Here is a 17,733-nt window from a genome sequence, read left to right as displayed (position 1 = left end):
ATCGACGCTTTTTTTATGGAGCCATGATGAGCCCTTCGTCATGGTCGTGCGATGTCAGGGTATGCCATGAAGCAACGGAATATGCGTCACAGGCTGCGAACCTATTTGTTATGCCTGATATTTGCCGTGCCGCTGGGAGCGAAGGAATTAACGCCCCAACAAGTGAGTGCGGTACTAAATAGTGATCAGCTGGCCAATGCGCTGGCGGGGCTAAGTTTTGTCTTTAATCAGTCTGATATTTCACGATTAGAGTCTCATCTCAATACACTCCATCCCCGTGAAAAAGAAGCCGCCAAGCTCATGCTGGTGGACTACGCCGCGACACTGCCAGATTTAAGTCCAGAGCAACTGGCTTGGCTGTATCAACTCTCTACTGAGCATCCTACCTACAGTGTCAAATCGCAAGGTGACGGTTATGTTGTGTCGATGCGGGCATTCAACTATGGCTTACTTGCTCACGGTGTTGTCACTGACTGGCAGCACCAGCAGGAAGCCGACGCGATCTTTGCTCAGCTTGAGGCGGGTGAGTTGACGTTAACAGAGTGGTTGAAGGTGCCACTGACAGACTACTATCCTCGACGTGACACTTTTCTGAGTCGGGTTGATAGCATGTCACCCGAAGCGATTGAACTTATGGTGGCCGAGTTTGGGCCAAAAATGAATCGTATGTTGTGGCTGCCAGATAATGCGGTGATAGCGGCATTGGCGGCAAGGAGTGGGAATGAAGCGCTTCACGGTCTGCTGTGGCGTCGTCGTACCGACGCGTTTTCTTTAGATGAACTACAACGTCTCGCCAATCTCGCTCCGGATGGTTATGCAGTCGAGCAATTGATCATCGCCACGGGTAATCCGAGTCTAAAATCTTCCGCCTATCAACAGCTCGCTCGTTTACAGCCGATGCCATTCGATGTTCAGCATTTTCTTATCGCAAAACTCGATGAGGTTGAAGATGGTGGACTGGTTGCCAATCAGCTCGCGACACAAGGGTATCGCGACTGGATTTCTGAGCTTGCACAAGGAGAAAACAGCACGATTCGCGCTCGGCATCTTCAGCAAGCTCTTTCATCTACAGCGCCATAGTTTCGATTACACTTAGTAATCTTGCGGTTAAATGTCGCGAATTGCTGTTTTCATGCAGTAATTTGCGCGTTGAAGCGGTGAAACAGTGACAAAGGTTAACAAAGAGTTATATCCGTTAGTTAGCTAACGTATACTCAAGTGACCTCAAGATGCTTGTTCAGCGAGAATTTCTAGGCTTGTCAGTAAGACACTGCTTTGAAGGTCTAGTGAGCTAAATCGAAAAGCAGTAACGAAGCTGACGAGCCTAGAAAACTCGCCCGAAGGGAAGTGCCTAGCGCCCCGATTTCTGCGTTAAAGGTGCTTGAAAGGGGGAAGCCATTCCTTCGCACCTTTGCCTTGAACTCGGAACGCTAGGCCACTTCTGAATCCTGCATCTTGAGGTTACTTGAGTATATAATCATCATCCCTGTGACCTTGATATGGACTGCCATGAAATTTAAGGATTTACGCGACTTTATTGCCTACCTCGAAGAACGCGGTGAACTAAAGCGCATCTCACATCCCGTCGACCCAGACTATGAAATGACTGAAATCGCGGATCGTACCTTGCGTGCGAAAGGACCGGCATTGCTGTTTGAAAACCCCAAAGGCTACGAGATGCCAGTGTTAGCGAACTTGTTCGGCACCCCTGAACGCGTCGCAATGGGTATGGGACGAGAGAATGTGCGAGAGCTGCGTGAGGTTGGTAAGTTATTGGCATACCTAAAAGAGCCAGAGCCACCCAAAGGCTTTAAAGATGCTTTGGACAAGCTACCTGTGTTCCGTCAGGTCCTTAACATGCCAGTGAAGAAGCTGCGTAAAGCGCCCTGCCAAGAAGTTATTTGGCAAGGGGATGAGGTTGACCTCGATAAGATTCCCGTCATGTCATGCTGGCCCGGGGATGTGGCGCCGCTGTTGACGTGGGGGTTAACGATCACCAAAGGGCCGAATAAAAAGCGTCAAAACCTAGGGATTTATCGCCAACAGAAGATAGGTAAAAACAAGGTGATCATGCGCTGGTTGGCGCATCGTGGTGGTGCACTTGACTTGCGAGACTGGATGGAAACCCATCCGGGGCAGCCTTTCCCAGTGACCGTTGCCTATGGTGCTGACCCCGCAACGATTTTAGGTGCGGTGACGCCCGTTCCAGACACGTTATCGGAGTACGCGTTTGCAGGCTTATTGCGTGGCCGGAAAACGGAAGTGGTGAAAAGCATATCAAACGATCTGGAAGTGCCTGCGAGTGCAGAAATCGTGATGGAAGGCTATATCGACCCGAACGAGTATGCCGATGAAGGCCCTTATGGCGACCATACGGGATACTACAATGAGGTTGAGCGGCATCATGTTTTCACCGTGACACATGTCTCGATGCGCAATAAGCCTATCTACCACAGTACATATACTGGCCGCCCGCCAGATGAGCCAGCCGTGCTCGGGGTCGCTCTGAATGAAGTGTTTGTGCCTATTTTGCAGAAGCAGTTCCCAGAAATTATAGACTTCTATTTGCCGCCTGAAGGGTGCTCTTATCGGATGGCGGTCGTCACCATGAAGAAGCAGTACCCTGGACATGCGAAGCGGGTAATGATGGGCGTGTGGTCTTTTCTGCGTCAATTCATGTACACCAAGTATGTCGTTGTGTGTGATGAAGATGTCAATGCACGTGATTGGCACAGCGTTGTGCAGGCGATGACGACGCGCATGGACCCTTACCGTGACACCCTAATGATAGAGCATACGCCGATTGATTCTTTAGACTTCGCCTCACCTGTTGTCGGGCTGGGTTCTAAAATGGGGTGGGATGCCACAAAGAAATGGGATGCTGAGCTTGTTGGTTACCCTCAAGAGGATACGCGTTGCGCTGACAAATCGGTGATCGAGGCGACGCTTGAGGCGCTAAAGGCAATGCACCCAGAGTTGGTCGATCTCCATTTACCGCCAGAAGCCCATGCGAATGGTATGTTGATGGCGACGATCAACAAGCAAGCATCTGGGGATGGCCCAAGAATAATAGAGGCTATCTGGCAGGCTTTTGAGGTGCACACCGATCTCAAATATGTCATGTTGTTCGATGATAGCGATGTGAACATTCGTGATTGGAACGATGTCATTTGGGCGTTAACCACCCGAATGGATCCCGCGCGCGATACCTTGCTGGTGAAGCGAACTGAACAGCAAGGGTCGAAAATGGCCATGGATGCTACTAACAAATGGCCGGGAGAAACTGACCGTGAATGGGGCACCCCGATAGAGAAAGATCCTCAAGTGGTCGCGAATATCGATGCCATTTGGGCACAACTTAAGATTCTGAAATAACATGTACACCATACGCCTGATGCCTCACAACCTCACGTTTTTATGCGATAACAACCATACTGTGTTGGAGGCTGCGCTCAACGCAGGCGTTCATTTTCCTAACCGCTGTCAGGTTGGCGCGTGCGCTGCCTGCTTATGTAAGAAGACTGAAGGCGAGGTCAGCTATGCGCTTGAACCTATGCTAACGGAAAACGAGCAGCAGGAAGGCTGGATATTTGCGTGTTTAGCCAAGCCTACGAGTGATCTGATCTTGCAGTTAGATTAGAGGATAAGATGACAATTCAATGTAAAGTAAAGTCTGTCGATACCTTGGCAGCGCATACGTATCGTGTGGTACTGACACCTGTAGAGCCTGTTGATTTTAAAGCAGGTCAATATGTGATGGTTTGTGTCGCAGACGATGATAAGCGTCCATTTTCAATCGCGAGTCAGCCAAGCGAGCAAGATCTCGAATTCCATATCGGCGCTGCTGAAGCGAATCCGTGGGCATTGCAGGTTGTCGACCTGGCGAAGCAATGTTTAGCGGATGGCGGTGAAATGACCTTAACGCCACCGCAGGGCGATGCGTTTTTACGTGAAGAGAGTGAACACCCGCTGTTACTTGTCGCGGGTGGCACTGGCTTTACCTATGTACGCAGTATTCTTCGTCACTTTTTAGAGAACGCGCCGCGTCGCCCTGTCTTTGTTTACTGGGGTGGCCGAGATTTAGCGCAGCTCTATGCCGATGATGAAATGCACACACTCGCGTCTGTCCACGATAAAGTCACTTATGTGCCCGTGGTAGAAAATGCCGATGCGGGATGGCAAGGCAAAGTAGGCAATGTGCTTGATGCGGTGTGCGAAGATTTTGTTAGCCTCGAAGCCTATGATATTTACCTATGTGGGCGCTTTGAAATGGCGGGTGCCGCACGTGAGCGTTTTTCAACGGAGAAAGGCGCGCATCGTGAACGAATGTACGCGGATGCATTCGCCTTTATCTAACGGCGGTGAAGCAGAAAAGAAACGGGACACAGTGTTGTCCCGTTTTTTATGCGTGAGATTAGCTATTTGTTGCCGTCTGTGGTTTCTGGCCTAGCTTAGATACCGCAAAATCGGCAGAAATTGCCCCAGCCCCCCAGAACACATTCATCAATATCATCGCTCCCCAGAGTTGATGGTCGTAAAACCCACCTTCCCAGAGCACAGGGTAGGAGATGACAGCGATGGCATTAAACACAAACAAAATGAGTGCCATTGGGCGTGTGAGCAAGCCGAGTACCATGAAAACGGGAAGAATCAGTTCTGCAGCGGTGCCCATGTAGGCGGCCAGTTGCCAAGGCAGCACAGGTACTTGGTATTCATATTCAAAGAGATACAGGGTGCTGTCCCAGCTAGAGAGTTTCACCATACCTGATTTAAAAAAGATAATGGCGACCCAAATACGCGTAAACAGCAGCAATAGGGAAACCAGCGGTGTCGTGATGGCCTTGGATAGTTCGTCGATTTTGGTGATCAATTGCAACATCTTACTCTCTCCCAATCGGTTCAAAAGTAGCAAAAACGTCTTTTTGGATTAGTTCAGGCAGCATGGCGAGCATGCCTTCGTCGGCCTCAGCCAAGGTTTTTTGTTGTAATGAGAGGTTGATGAGCGCTTCGCTGGCCTCATCAAAAATAAGCACGTCTGTGCCATGTGACCGATGTTGAATCCAACAGGTTTCTGGTTGGAAAAGGTCGAGTTCAGTGATTTGATGACTGCGCACCATTTGCCACAAGCTGCCTAGGGCAAAAGGACTTTTGAAAAGGAAGCCATGCGGGACAAAATGCATGTTTGTTAAGGCTGCTTCGCCATTTTCGCTTAGCCATTGACTCAGTGCCTCAATCGGAAATGCACTTAGCAGCGCGCCTTTTTGTTGTGCTCGGTCTATTTGCCATTCCAATTCAGCCAGTGCGGCGAGATAAGGCACTGCATCGTGGACCGAATTCACCGCGCGAATCGAGCGATCAAAGCCTTCTCCATAGTGGCTAACATCGCCTTCAGTGAGAGGCTCACTCAATACGTGTTGTCTGGCGAGTTGCTGAAAGCAGTCGTCGCCGACAATCGCTTTACAAATGGGGTAGGTTGCCTCTAGCACGTCACTCAGACTGATAATAAAGTTGTTGCGATAGATCTGTAATCGCTGCTCTGTTGTAAATTGGCCTGCTTTAACCGCAGCGCCAAGAAGAGGCTGTTCGCGGTAGTGCTGTGATTCACTAAACGCGGTCTGGAGCTGCTGTAGTGATAGATTAGGGAGTGGTGACATGGCACACCTCCGTAATAATTTGCTCTGCTTTTCGGGCTTCAGCCAATAAGACCTCTAATGCCGGAATGTCTGAATCCCACTCAATCAGTGTGGCTGGGACACCATGTTTGGCAGAATGTGTCTGTAACCATTGCCGATAGAGCGCCCAAACGGGTTCGCTGACGGGCTTACTGTGTGTGTCGATCCACAGTTCCCCTTCAGGCAGTGTTTTGACGGTATACCCTGCGAGATGAATCTCTTTGACGGCAGCAGGGTTGATGGCGTCAAGGTAGGCCTGTGCATCAAACTGATGATTGAACGCACTGACATGAATGTTATTAAGATCAAGCAGTAAGCCACATCCCGTCCGCTTCTCAACCTCGGCAAGGAAATCCCACTCGGTGTAATCCGCTTGCTCAAAGCTCAAATAGCTGGACGGATTCTCGATAAGCATTTGTCGACCGATGGCATTTTGGACCCTATCTACCTTGTCGCAAAAGTTCAGTAAGGCTTCCTCTGTGTAGGGAAGTGGCAGCAAATCATTAAAAAACTGTCCATTGATCGAACTCCAGCTCAAATGATCGGAGACGGCAATAGGGTTAACGCGTTGAATTAAAGCGCGAAGCTGCTCAACGTGGTGCGTGTTAATCGGATCCGCAGAGCCCAATGAGAGACCAATGCCATGACAACTGATGGGATAGGCTTTTGATATCGCGGCCAAGGCTCGACTGGCATCACTGTGAGGATTAAAAAAGTTCTCACTGTGGATTTCTAACCAGCCAACTTGGGGTTGCTGCGAAATGAAGTCAAAAAAATGGGGGTGACGTAAGCCAACCCCCACCTTGTCTGTCAAATGAGTCATCGGCATTACATTGGTTTATCGCTGCTGCCTGCAAGACGGTCACATAGGCCTTTAGGCACCATGATGAAGGCATCAGCCTGACCATCTTCAGTCGATGTACCAGCACATGAACTGGTTTTGGTTGCACAGTCGTTTTTACCCGCTTTCGCGACACCGTAGCATTTCTCTTTTTCTGCTGCCATTGCTGGAGCAGAGACTGTGCTAGCACCCAGTGCGATAAGACCAGTGACAGCGGTAGCAAGAGCAAGATTAGACTTTTTCATGTTGTATCCTTTTTTTGGTTAGGCTGATGTTATGTTCGGCGCTTATTGCGCTCTCGGTATAAAAAGAAAGGTTAGCTAAGAGAAATATTTCACAACTGAATAATTTTTTTTAATCATAGTCCAACAAACATGAGTGCAACCCGCTTCGTATAAATATTTTTGGGCGCTGGATTTGTGCGCGACGCCAACCCGATCGGCTGGTATACTGCACGCCATGTATAAATAACCAGTAATTTACGATGGACGTTTCTTATCTTCTCGATGGTCTTAATGACAAACAGCGTGAGGCTGTTGCCGCTCCGCTAGGTAACCATTTAGTGCTCGCTGGCGCAGGCAGTGGTAAAACACGTGTGTTAGTCCATCGTATTGCTTGGTTGATGCAAATGGAGCAAGCAACGCCATTTCAGATTATGTCGGTAACGTTTACCAACAAAGCGGCTGCTGAGATGCGTGGACGAATCAATCAACTGATCGATTACGGTACATCCGGTATGTGGAATGGGACTTTCCATGGTTTATGCCACCGCATGCTCCGTGCTCACTACCTCGATGCGAAGCTACCAGAGGAGTTTCAGATCATTGATAGCGATGATCAGCAACGCCTTCTGCGCCGCTTGATCAAAGCGGCCAACCTCGATGAAAAGCAATGGCCACCTCGTCAAGCAGCGTGGTACATCAATGGCAAGAAAGATGAAGGTTTACGACCTCGTCATATTCAAAGCTACAATGACCCCATTGAGCAGCAGTGGTTACAAATTTATACCGCCTACCAAGAAGCTTGCGATCGCGCTGGGTTAGTCGACTTTGCGGAGATCCTGCTGCGATGTCATGAGTTACTGCGTGATAATGAGCACATTCGCAACCACTATCAGGCGCGCTTCAAACATATCTTGGTTGATGAATTTCAAGATACCAACAGCATTCAATATGCGTGGCTACGCATGATGACCGGACCAGAATGTCACGTCATGATCGTTGGTGATGATGACCAGTCCATTTATGGCTGGCGTGGTGCGAAAGTTGAAAATATTCAGCGCTTTCTCAATGAGTTTCCTCAAGCGCAGACGATTCGATTAGAGCAAAACTACCGCTCGACGGGCAATATCCTGAAAGCGGCAAACAGCCTAATTGAAAACAATACCGAGCGTATGGGGAAAAGTCTGTGGACTGAAGGCCAAGAAGGCGAGCCAATTTCGGTTTACTCCGCGTTTAATGAACTCGATGAAGCGCGTTTTGTCGTTGGTAAAATCAAAACTTGGCAGGAGAATGGGGGAGCATTGCAAGATAGCGCCATTCTTTATCGGAGCAATGCACAATCGCGCGTGTTAGAGGAAGCCTTGATTCAACAAGGTATGCCTTATCGCATTTATGGCGGGATGCGCTTCTTCGAGCGTCAAGAGATTAAAGATGCACTCAGTTACATGCGCTTGATCGCTAACCGTAATGATGATGCTGCATTTGAGCGTGTTGTGAATACCCCGACACGCGGCATTGGGGATCGTACTTTGGAAACCATTCGTGGTGCGGCGCGGGATCGCGGCCAAACCATGTGGTTGACGGCACAACAGCTATTGGAAGAGCAAGCTCTCGCCGGACGTGCAAGGACGTCGATTACGCGCTTCTTGGAATTGATTAATGCGTTAGAAGATGACACCCGTGAAGATGAGCTTTTCCAACAGACGGATAAGGTGATTCGTCACTCAGGGCTTCGCGCTATGTACGAACAGGAGCGGGGCGAAAAAGCGCAAGCTCGCGTAGAAAACTTGGAAGAGCTGGTCACGGCTGCACGCCAATTTGAAATCCCTGAAGAAGCGGAAGAGATGCCTAAGCTCACCGCCTTTCTCACCCATGCTGCGCTTGAAGCGGGCGAAGGTCAGGCTGATGAGTTCAGTGATGCGGTGCAATTAATGACCTTGCACAGTGCGAAGGGATTGGAGTTTCCTCTCGTCTTTATGGTCGGTGTGGAAGAGGGTATGTTCCCGAGTCAACGTACTGTTGAAGAGGCTGGGCGTTTGGAAGAAGAGCGACGCCTTTGTTATGTCGGTATGACGCGTGCAATGGAGAAGCTTTATATGACGCACGCAGAAATGCGGCGTTTATATGGCAAAGATAACTTTCACAAAGCATCGCGCTTTATTCGGGAAATTCCAGAAGAGTTTGTTGAAGAAGTGCGGATGAAAGCCAAAGTCTCTCGTCCAGCCTCCTCTCAAGGTCGCTTTAGTACGAGTACGGTCAATGCCAACTTTAATGAAACCGGTTTTTCATTAGGCCAACGCGTGAAGCATCCCAAGTTTGGCGAAGGAACCATCATTAATTATGAAGGGGCGGGCGCGCAAAGTCGTGTGCAAGTTGCCTTTAATGGTGAAGGTATTAAGTGGCTGGTGACTCAGTACGCGAAATTAGAGCCAATGTAAGCACACATCAGCAACAAAAGGGAGCAAAGGCTCCCTTTTTGATGGTGTATTTTGAGAGAAATTATTGAACGATGTCAGCTACCATGTGATTGATAGCGGCAACAATCTCTTCATCAGAACAGTCCATGCAGGTCCCTTTCGCTGGCATGGCATTAAAACCTTGAATGGCGTTCTGCGTTACCATATCCATACCTGCTGCAAGCCGTGGCTCCCAAGCCGCTTTATCGTTGACCTTGGGTGCACCTGCAACCCCCGCACCGTGGCACGCAATACAAAATGTGCCATAGACTTTCTCGCCACTGCGAGGCCCAGAATTGACAACCTCCACAGGCGCATCCCCTTCCAGATACACTGAGCCTACTGGTTTAATTCGTTCAGCAATCGCATCATCTGACATATTGGCGGCCATTGCTGATGTTGAAAATATCAACGCTGCGGCAGCGGCCGTCATTAATTTACGCAAACTTGTTTCCATTGAGCTCACCTTACACTTCCAGTCTTATTGTGTCTTTTATATACGGTCGAAAAACAAGATTGATTTTCGCCGCGATATTGGTGCAAAAGGTTGTATTTTTGTAAAAACAGGGTAAGTATATCCCCTAAGCTGTGGTCGCGAAATATTCAGCAATTATTTGTATGAAGCGTATCAAGGCTTATTTGGTTATTATTGCAGCGAAAGGACATTTTTTTGAAAAAAATGCTAGACGCGAGGCAGTGTGATCCGTATTATTCAGCCTCGCCGATGGGGCATTGAGCGCCCGTAGCTCAGCTGGATAGAGCGTTGGCCTCCGGAGCCAAAGGTCTCAGGTTCGAATCCTGTCGGGCGCGCCATTCTAAATGGCACGGAAACATCGTTGGTGGCTATAGCTCAGTTGGTAGAGTCCCGGATTGTGATTCCGGTTGTCGCGGGTTCAAGTCCCGTTAGCCACCCCATATTCTAGGTTGCTGATTAATTTCGACAATCTTTACATTAGAGTGATCCAGTTGACACTTTAATGGGTAAAAAGATTCGGTTTCGGTGAATAGCGCAGTTTGGTAGCGCATCTGGTTTGGGACCAGAGGGTCGGGGGTTCGAATCCCTCTTCACCGACCACTCTTCTTCTTAACGCAATAGCGGTAAGAAAACAAAATTTGTGGTGGCTATAGCTCAGTTGGTAGAGTCCCGGATTGTGATTCCGGTTGTCGCGGGTTCAAGTCCCGTTAGCCACCCCATTCTTTCTAAAAGAATACAGTTTCGGTGAATAGCGCAGTTTGGTAGCGCATCTGGTTTGGGACCAGAGGGTCGGGGGTTCGAATCCCTCTTCACCGACCACTTTTAAAAGCCTCGTCAGAATCGACGGGGCTTTTTTCGTTTTAGCGCACATGACTTGAGCTGAGTGGCTTTATTTGAATAGCTTGCGCTAAGGGGCGGGGTCTGGCAGCCCAGCCGCGTCAATCCCTCTTCACCGACCACTTTTAAAAGCCTCGACTGGCCGTCCGCGTCAGAATTGACGGGCTTTTTTGTTTTAGCGGGTCAATCTTTTATCAATCCACCGTGGTAATGCAGCTCATACACTTTTTCCTCTTGTAGCGTGATCCACTCGTAGCCAGTGAAAGTGCGGATATCGCCAGAAAATGAGTCGTGATAGTGGCCCCAAGGTGTTGTATGCTCGAAGTTTTTCAAGAACTCACCTGATTGATAGAGCAAGGACAAACTTTGACAGATCACTTTGCCTGCTTGCTCACCATCATAAAGACTGGGTGTGATGATTCGGCCATAGTAGTTCATCGCCCAGACTGCCTTTCCATCCAAATACACCACTTCTTGGCCTAAGAAATCCGTACCACCAAAGTAGCTATCTACGTATTGGTAGCGCTCTTCCTGAAATTGGATCTCGTGTGCATCTTGACGCGAGGGCAAGCACTTAGGGGCGTTGTTGACGTAGCTATTCGCCTTTGCTTTGACAATAAAGTGTTTGAGTTCGGTCATTTTCGCTCTCCTTGTGATGCGATTCATTGCTGACTCAACGGTAATGGATTGGCTTGTTTGAAATTGGGGGCGGTGACGAATAACGCTGAAGCTGCTGACAGAGAGTGTCACTAGATATGCAGCGTGTTGTGTCTAGCGAGACTACCGAAGTGAGGGAAAGTGTCTTTGTTTTGCAATCTGATTGAAAAGTACGCAGTGCTGAGTCAGTAGCACCTATACTTTGTGCTTGATACGTGAGAGAGAAAATTGACTGGTAAATTAGACAGTAAATCTCACAGGTTTGATTGTTGTGAAAAAGGTAAAAACACCGAATTGGGTGCATAAGGCAGCACTTTGGGGATTATGTAATAAGCCCCGATAGTCACTTGGGTTGTTTAGATAATTACACCAGATATATCTATTTATTCAACACAAGGTGCTTTTTTATTCGAATTTTTGAGTTTTGTGAATGCATTGTAAATGAAAATCTATTGCTTTATGTTACTGCTAAACTTCCAACTATTATGCTGGTTTTTTTATATTTAGTGGCTATTAATGCTAATCTTCCTGCGCGCTTTCGGTGCAATTGATGTGATAAATAGGTGCGATATCGTTATTTTGTGATGAAAGTACCGAAAAATGCAGAATCTTGTATACTTATTGATATAAACCACAATGGCTATATTTAGTCAGTTTTGGTGATGTTTTATTCGATAAAGGTGTTTATTTTCAGTTTTTTATCGTGCTTTTGTTGATTTTATGTGAAATGTTTGCCATTTTTATAGGCGCTTCTCTGACCAGCACAATTGTTGTTAGTGAAAGGATGCAGTTTTTCAGACAGGCATAGGGATGCCAAAACAGCTTAGGATCGGAACATGGCTTTATTGGAAGTTAAAAACCTTCGTATCGAATATCCATCGCGACATGGCGTACATGCGGCGGTGAAATCGCTGAGTTTTGAAATCCAGCGCGGTGAGATTGTCGGTGTTGTGGGTGAATCTGGCGCGGGCAAATCGACTGTAGGTAATGCGGTGATCGATCTGTTAAGTCCTCCAGGCCGAATAGCGAGTGGTGAAGTTTACCTTGATGGTGATTTGATCTCGGGCCTGTCGACTGAGGAGATGCGTAAGGTTCGCGGTTCCAAGATCGGTTTCATTTTCCAAGACCCGATGACGTCTCTGAACCCGCTATTTACGGTTGAGCATCAGTTAAAAGAGACAATCCACGCCAATATGGATGTGTCGGATGAAGAGGCTTATCAACGTGCTTTGTCTTTGATGGAACAAGTCGGTATTCCTCAACCGGAAAACCGTTTAAAGCAGTTCCCTCACCAGTTCTCGGGCGGCATGCGTCAGCGTGTTGTGATTGCAATTGCTTTGGCAGGTGAACCTGATCTGATTATTGCCGATGAACCAACCACCGCGCTCGACGTCTCGATTCAAGACCAAATTTTGGCCTTGATTCGTGATTTGTGTATCAAAAAAAATGTCGGTTGTATGTTGGTGACTCACGATATGGGCGTGGTGTCGAATGTCACTGACCGTATCGCTGTCATGTATCGTGGTGATTTAGTTGAATTTGGTGAAACCAAGAAAGTGCTTGGTGAACCGGAACATCCCTATACACACAGCTTGATCTCAGCGGTGCCACGTTCTGATATCAAACTTGATCGCTTCCCACTGGTGAACTACATCGAAGAAGCGGGTGAGATGAAGCAGCTCGATGTCAAAACCCACTGGCTGGGCCAAAGCCAAGACCACCGCGCATACACGGGTTCGTTACTGCAAGTCGATAACGTTAATTTGCGTTTTGTTACCAAAGATTCCTTTTTTGAAAGCCGCCGCCAATATGTACAGGCGTCAAATGATGTCAGCTTTGAAGTCTTTGAAGGCGAAACCTTTGGCTTGGTCGGTGAGTCCGGTTCAGGTAAATCCACGATCGCTCGTGTGATTGCTGGCCTGTATCCGCCTGATGAAGGCCGTGTGGTCTTTGAAGGTGTTGATTTAACGGCATTGAAAGATGAAAAAGCCCGTCGACCTATGCGCCGCCAAATGCAGATGGTGTTTCAGAATCCCTACACGTCAATGAACCCCCGCATGAAAGTGCAGGACATTATCGCTGAGCCGATTCGTTTCCATAAGTTGACGGAGAATGAGCAGCAGACCCGTCAGATTGTTGCTGACCTGCTAGACCATGTCGGCCTGGGTAGTGCCTCCGGGGTGAAATATCCCCATGAATTTTCGGGTGGTCAACGTCAGCGTATTTCGATTGCGCGTGCGTTGGCGACTCGACCACGTCTTTTGATCTGTGATGAACCGACCTCCGCGCTGGATGTCTCGGTTCAGGCGCAGATCTTGAACCTGCTTAAGGATTTGCAGGACGAACTCAACCTGACGATGTTGTTCATCAGCCATGACTTGCCGGTGATTCGTCAGATGTGTGATCGCATTGGGGTGATGCAAAAGGGCACTTTGTTAGAAGTCGCGCCGACTGAACAACTCTTTACCTCACCTCAGCACGAGTACAGCCAACAGCTTATATCTCTAATGCCGGAGTTCACTGGGATGCGAAATGCCTCTGCCAGTGATGCGGTATCTGGCTGATGGCGTCTAAACGATAACCATCCAAACACAACACGTAGAAAGAGGGGAGCTTGCTCCCTGCATAAAGGAGTTATGCAATGAAAACCATCAAGACGAAGCTGGCTACTGCCCTAATAGCTGCAGGATTGAGTTTCGGTGTCGCGGCTGCGGACATCAAAGTGGCGTACGACGCAGACCCTGTGTCATTGGATCCACATGAGCAGTTGTCTGGCGGCACCATGCAGCTATCTCACATGGTCTTTGATCCCTTGATTCGCTTTACTCAAGATATGGATTTTGAACCTCGCTTGGCTGAATCTTGGGAGCGTATTGATAACGAAACTATTCGTTTCAAACTGCGCCAAGGTGTTAAATTCCACTCTGGTAATGACCTCACTGCGGACGATGTCGTATGGACGTTCAATCGTCTAAAAGAGTCTCCTGACTTCAAAGGCATCTTTGCACCGCTTGTTGCGCTAAATAAAGTGGATGACTTCACCTTCGACATCAAAACAGATGGCACTTATCCGCTAGTAGAGAACGTTGCTACGTACATCTTCCCGATGGACAGCAAGTTTTACTCAGGCACAACGGCTGACGGCAAAGACAAAGCCGAGATCGTGAAACACGGTAACTCATTCGCTTCAACAAACATTTCTGGAACAGGTCCTTTCGTTGTTACGTCTCGTGAGCAAGGTGTTCAAGTTCAGTTCGAGCGTTTTGGCAGCTACTGGGATACCGAGAGCAAAGGGAATGTTGAGAACCTGACTCTAGTCCCTATCAAAGAGTCTGCGACACGTGTTGCTGCACTGCTATCTGGCGGCGTTGACATGATTGCACCAGTCTCTCCAAACGACTACACACGTATCGAAAAGGCGAAAGACATTGAGCTTTACACCATGCCTGGTACGCGTGTTATCACGTTCCAATTGAACCAAAACAGCAACCCTGCACTGAAAGACGTGCGCGTTCGTCAAGCGATTGTCTACGCAATCAATAACGAGGGTATTGCTAAGCGCATCATGAAGGGTGCGGCGACGGCTGCCGCTCAGCAGAGCCCAGTCGGCTACGCTGGTTACAACGAAGATCTTAAGCCACGTTTCGATCTGAACAAAGCGAAAGCGCTGATGAAAGAAGCAGGCTATGAAGATGGCTTCACGCTAACCATGATGGCGCCAAACAACCGTTACGTAAACGATGACAAGATTGCTCAAGCAACGGCGGCAATGCTGTCTAAGATCGGTATTAAGGTTGATCTGAAGACAATGCCTAAAGCGCAGTACTGGCCTGAGTTCGATAAGTGTGCGGCTGACATGCTGATGATCGGTTGGCACCCAGATACTGAGGATTCAGGTAACTTCACTGAGTTCCTGACCATGACGCGTAACGCTGAAACGGGTAAAGGTCAGTACAACTGCGGTCACTACTCAAACCCTGAGATCGACAAGTTGATTGAAGAGACCAATACCATGACAGACCTTGCTAAGCGTAGTGAGTTGCTGAAGCAAGTGGAAGCAACGTTGTACGACGAAGCGGCGTTTGTACCTCTACACTGGCAAGACCCATCATGGGCTGCAAAGAGCAATGTTGAGATCGGTCCAATCGTTAACGGCATGAACTTCCCATACTTTGGCGACCTCGTCGTTAAGTAAGTCGTGGTGAAGTAAACCGTCGTTAAATAAGTCGTCGTTGAGTAATCGACGTTAAGTTCATTACTCAAACACCCTCGCACCTAGTTCTGCTTATTGGCTGTAGCTAGGTGCGAATAATGATTTTTGGTGCTTAACTTTGTTTCAGTCGGGTTGAGTACCATTTTTCAGACTGAAAGTTGCAGTCGGCGCGGTTAGCCGATTTTGCAGACTGAAATCTACGGAAAGAAAAGGGGCAAGGAATGTTTTCGTTTCTGGTCAAGCGCCTGTTTCAGGCACTGATAGTGATGTTTGTGATCAGTTTGGTAGCGTTTGCCATTCAGGATAATCTGGGTGATCCGCTGCGTGAGCTGGTCGGTCAATCGGTTTCGGAAGCGGAGCGCCAAGCGTTGCGTGATGAGCTAGGCCTCAATGATCCCTTCATCGCTAAATATTCTCGTTTTGTAGGCTCGGCCCTACAAGGCGATCTCGGTACATCTTACTTCTTTAAGCGCCCCGCGGTAGAAGTCATTCTGGATAAGCTCGTTGCCACCCTTGAGTTGGTGTTCGGCGCCACGCTTATCATTATTGTGCTCTCCATACCATTAGGGGTTTATTCGGCGATACACCCTAAAAGTTTCTTTACGAAAGCCATCATGACCTTCAGCAGTATCGGTATCTCTATCCCGGTCTTCTTAACTGCGATTATGCTGATGTATGTGTTCTCGATAGAGCTCGGCTGGCTGCCGTCTTATGGGCGAGGTGAAACGGCCAATGTCCTTGGGTGGGAATCAGGCTTCTTTACTATCGATGGCTTACGCCATTTAGTTCTACCTTGTATTGCATTGGCATCGATCATGCTGCCGCTGTTCATCCGTTTAGTTCGCTCTGAAATGCTTGAAGTGTTGAGCTCGGAATACATCAAGTTCGGTAAAGCGAAAGGTCTGGCGCTCAATAAAATCTATTACCAACACGCGCTGAAAAACACCATGCTGCCCGTGTTGACGGTAGGGGGTGTGCAGATCGGTACTATGGTGGCTTACACCATTTTGACCGAAACCGTATTCCAGTGGCCGGGTACCGGCTTCCTCTTCCTCGAAGCGATTAACCGCGTTGATACGCCGCTGATCACCGCGTACGTCATCTTTGTTGGTCTGATTTTCGTTGTGACCAACACCATTGTTGATTTGCTGTACGGCATCATCAACCCAACGGTTAACCTAACTGGAAAAGGAGCATAATCATGAGCCAATCCGTTGCTGCTCCTTCTCGTTGGGAGCGTTTCAAACAGTCAGATTTCTTGTATCACTTCAAGCGCGACAAAGTGGCGATGACAAGCTTTGCTGTCTTCCTCACGTTCTTAGTGTTTGCTCTGGCGGCGCCGCTCATTGCGCCAACAGACCCCTACGATCTGACAACGATCGACATTATGGACTCAGAACTACCACCCTCTTGGATGGAAGGCGGGGATGAGAACTTCGTGCTGGGTACTGATGAGCAAGGGCGCGATATTTTATCGACCATCCTCTACGGCTCACGCTTGTCACTGACCATTGGTTTCTTTGCGGTTGCGCTGCAGCTGTTCTTAGGCATCATCATCGGTTTGTCAGCGGGCTACTTTGGCGGCCGAGTGGATAGCTTCCTGATGCGTTTTGCGGACGTACAGCTGTCGTTCTCAACCATGATGGTGGCGATCATTGTTTCGGCCATCTTTAAAGCCAGCTTTGGCAGTGATTTCTACAGCCAATATGCGGTGGTGATGCTGGTGGTGATTATCGGTGTGGCCGAGTGGCCGCAGTATGCGCGGACGATCCGAGCATCCGTATTGGCAGAGAAGAAGAAAGAGTATGTGGAAGCGGCGCGTGTCATGGGCTTTAAAGCTCCGCGTATTATGTTCCGTCATATTTTGCCAAACTGTTTGTCGCCCATCTTGGTTATCTCAACCGTACAGGTCGCGAATGCAATCATGTCAGAAGCGGCACTGTCGTTCTTAGGTTTGGGTCTACCGGTAGACCAACCATCACTGGGTGCGTTAATCAGCATTGGCTTTAAGTACATTTTCTCGGGTGCGTGGTGGATCACTGCCTTCCCAGGTATCGTGCTTGTCACGCTGGTTCTGGTTATCAACTTGCTGGGTGATTGGCTACGTGATGTCTTCAACCCTAAGATCTATAAAGATTAGTAATGCCATCCACAACACGTTTTACAAAGCGGCCGAAAGGCCGTTTTTTTTGCGCAAGGGAAGGTGAGATGCCTCAGATGAATGCCCGCTGTATCGTGGTAGCGCCAGATGAAGCAATATGCTGCGTCAGATCACAATTATCAAATTAGTGTGACATTGCTCGCTAATTTACCTACTCAATTACAACAGTTTCTTTAGAATACGCCGGATTGAAAAAGCAG

The 17,733-nt window shown here is 48.5% G+C and carries 15 protein-coding genes and 5 tRNA genes; 14 read left to right on the top strand and 6 right to left on the bottom strand.

Annotated elements, in window-relative coordinates:
• The first annotated feature begins 66 nt into the window (after positions 1–66).
• The 4 genes from TSUB_RS15910 to fre all read left to right on the top strand — a co-directional run bounded on the left by TSUB_RS15910 (position 67) and on the right by fre (position 4,356).
• On the top strand, positions 67–1,080 hold the full coding sequence (locus TSUB_RS15910) for a hypothetical protein (RefSeq protein WP_159065003.1): 1,014 nt from the start codon (positions 67–69) through the stop codon (positions 1,078–1,080).
• 429 nt (positions 1,081–1,509) lie between these two features.
• Complete coding sequence (ubiD, locus tag TSUB_RS15905; protein WP_087024688.1) at positions 1,510–3,375, top strand: 4-hydroxy-3-polyprenylbenzoate decarboxylase; 1,866 nt, start codon at positions 1,510–1,512, stop codon at positions 3,373–3,375.
• A gap of 1 nt (position 3,376) precedes the next feature.
• Complete coding sequence (locus TSUB_RS15900; RefSeq protein WP_087024686.1) at positions 3,377–3,640, top strand: 2Fe-2S iron-sulfur cluster-binding protein; 264 nt, start codon at positions 3,377–3,379, stop codon at positions 3,638–3,640.
• An 8-nt stretch (positions 3,641–3,648) separates the two neighbouring features.
• On the top strand, positions 3,649–4,356 hold the full coding sequence (fre, locus tag TSUB_RS15895) for an NAD(P)H-flavin reductase (protein WP_087024684.1): 708 nt from the start codon (positions 3,649–3,651) through the stop codon (positions 4,354–4,356).
• Positions 4,357–4,414: 58 nt separating this feature from the next.
• On the opposite strand, the gene TSUB_RS15890 is transcribed toward fre, so the two are convergent.
• From TSUB_RS15890 to TSUB_RS15875, 4 genes are read right to left on the bottom strand one after another with little or no spacing between them, the layout of a single operon-like run.
• Complete coding sequence (locus tag TSUB_RS15890; RefSeq protein ID WP_087024682.1) at positions 4,415–4,879, bottom strand: DoxX family protein; 465 nt, start codon at positions 4,877–4,879, stop codon at positions 4,415–4,417.
• Position 4,880: 1 nt separating this feature from the next.
• Entirely contained in the window at positions 4,881–5,654 is a 774-nt protein-coding gene (locus tag TSUB_RS15885; RefSeq protein ID WP_087024680.1) for an HvfC/BufC N-terminal domain-containing protein, read from the bottom strand.
• Positions 5,638–6,495 (bottom strand): MNIO family bufferin maturase, encoded by an 858-nt coding sequence (gene bufB / locus TSUB_RS15880; protein WP_087024678.1) that lies wholly within the window; start codon positions 6,493–6,495, stop codon positions 5,638–5,640. Before bufB ends, TSUB_RS15885 begins: the two co-directional genes overlap by 17 nt.
• A 5-nt stretch (positions 6,496–6,500) precedes the next feature.
• Positions 6,501–6,758, bottom strand: coding sequence for a BufA1 family periplasmic bufferin-type metallophore (locus TSUB_RS15875; RefSeq protein WP_087024676.1), 258 nt, complete (start codon positions 6,756–6,758; stop codon positions 6,501–6,503).
• Between the two features lie 239 nt (positions 6,759–6,997).
• Here TSUB_RS15875 and uvrD point away from each other — a divergent pair, with 239 nt between their 5' ends.
• Positions 6,998–9,172 carry a DNA helicase II gene (gene uvrD, locus TSUB_RS15870; protein WP_087024674.1) on the top strand — a complete coding sequence of 725 codons (2,175 nt, stop codon included), beginning with the start codon at positions 6,998–7,000 and terminating at the stop codon, positions 9,170–9,172.
• 61 nt (positions 9,173–9,233) lie between these two features.
• Here uvrD and TSUB_RS15865 read toward each other — a convergent pair whose 3' ends face one another.
• Positions 9,234–9,647: a c-type cytochrome gene (locus TSUB_RS15865; RefSeq protein WP_087024672.1), complete on the bottom strand. Its 414-nt coding sequence runs from the start codon at positions 9,645–9,647 to the stop codon at positions 9,234–9,236.
• A gap of 279 nt (positions 9,648–9,926) precedes the next feature.
• On the opposite strand from TSUB_RS15865, the gene TSUB_RS15860 reads away from it, so the two are divergent.
• The 5 genes from TSUB_RS15860 (at position 9,927) to TSUB_RS15840 (ending at position 10,484) form a co-directional block, all read left to right on the top strand.
• Positions 9,927–10,003: transfer RNA gene (locus TSUB_RS15860), tRNA-Arg, on the top strand.
• A 26-nt stretch (positions 10,004–10,029) separates the two neighbouring features.
• Positions 10,030–10,105 (top strand) — tRNA-His (locus TSUB_RS15855).
• 83 nt (positions 10,106–10,188) lie between these two features.
• Positions 10,189–10,265: transfer RNA gene (locus tag TSUB_RS15850), tRNA-Pro, on the top strand.
• A gap of 43 nt (positions 10,266–10,308) precedes the next feature.
• Positions 10,309–10,384 (top strand) — tRNA-His (locus TSUB_RS15845).
• A 23-nt stretch (positions 10,385–10,407) separates the two neighbouring features.
• Positions 10,408–10,484, top strand: a tRNA-Pro gene (locus TSUB_RS15840).
• Between the two features lie 201 nt (positions 10,485–10,685).
• On the opposite strand, the gene TSUB_RS15835 is transcribed toward TSUB_RS15840, so the two are convergent.
• On the bottom strand, positions 10,686–11,141 hold the full coding sequence (locus TSUB_RS15835) for a DUF5680 domain-containing protein (RefSeq protein WP_087024670.1): 456 nt from the start codon (positions 11,139–11,141) through the stop codon (positions 10,686–10,688).
• 854 nt (positions 11,142–11,995) lie between these two features.
• On the opposite strand from TSUB_RS15835, the gene TSUB_RS15830 reads away from it, so the two are divergent.
• The 4 genes from TSUB_RS15830 to TSUB_RS15815 all read left to right on the top strand — a co-directional run bounded on the left by TSUB_RS15830 (position 11,996) and on the right by TSUB_RS15815 (position 17,512).
• Positions 11,996–13,723, top strand: coding sequence for a dipeptide ABC transporter ATP-binding protein (locus tag TSUB_RS15830; protein WP_087024668.1), 1,728 nt, complete (start codon positions 11,996–11,998; stop codon positions 13,721–13,723).
• 77 nt (positions 13,724–13,800) lie between these two features.
• Entirely contained in the window at positions 13,801–15,354 is a 1,554-nt protein-coding gene (locus TSUB_RS15825) for an ABC transporter substrate-binding protein (RefSeq protein ID WP_087024666.1), read from the top strand.
• A gap of 239 nt (positions 15,355–15,593) precedes the next feature.
• The gene (locus TSUB_RS15820) at positions 15,594–16,571 is read left to right on the top strand and encodes an ABC transporter permease (protein ID WP_087024664.1); all 978 of its coding nucleotides are present in this window, start codon (positions 15,594–15,596) and stop codon (positions 16,569–16,571) included.
• A 2-nt stretch (positions 16,572–16,573) separates the two neighbouring features.
• Positions 16,574–17,512 (top strand): ABC transporter permease, encoded by a 939-nt coding sequence (locus TSUB_RS15815; protein ID WP_087024661.1) that lies wholly within the window; start codon positions 16,574–16,576, stop codon positions 17,510–17,512.
• Positions 17,513–17,733 lie beyond the last annotated feature (221 nt).

Source organism: Thaumasiovibrio subtropicus, assembly GCF_019703835.1.
Lineage (GTDB): Bacteria > Pseudomonadota > Gammaproteobacteria > Enterobacterales > Vibrionaceae > Thaumasiovibrio > Thaumasiovibrio subtropicus.
The sequence above is the reverse complement of the archived record's forward strand: the minus strand, read 5'-3'. Positions and strand labels throughout refer to the sequence as shown.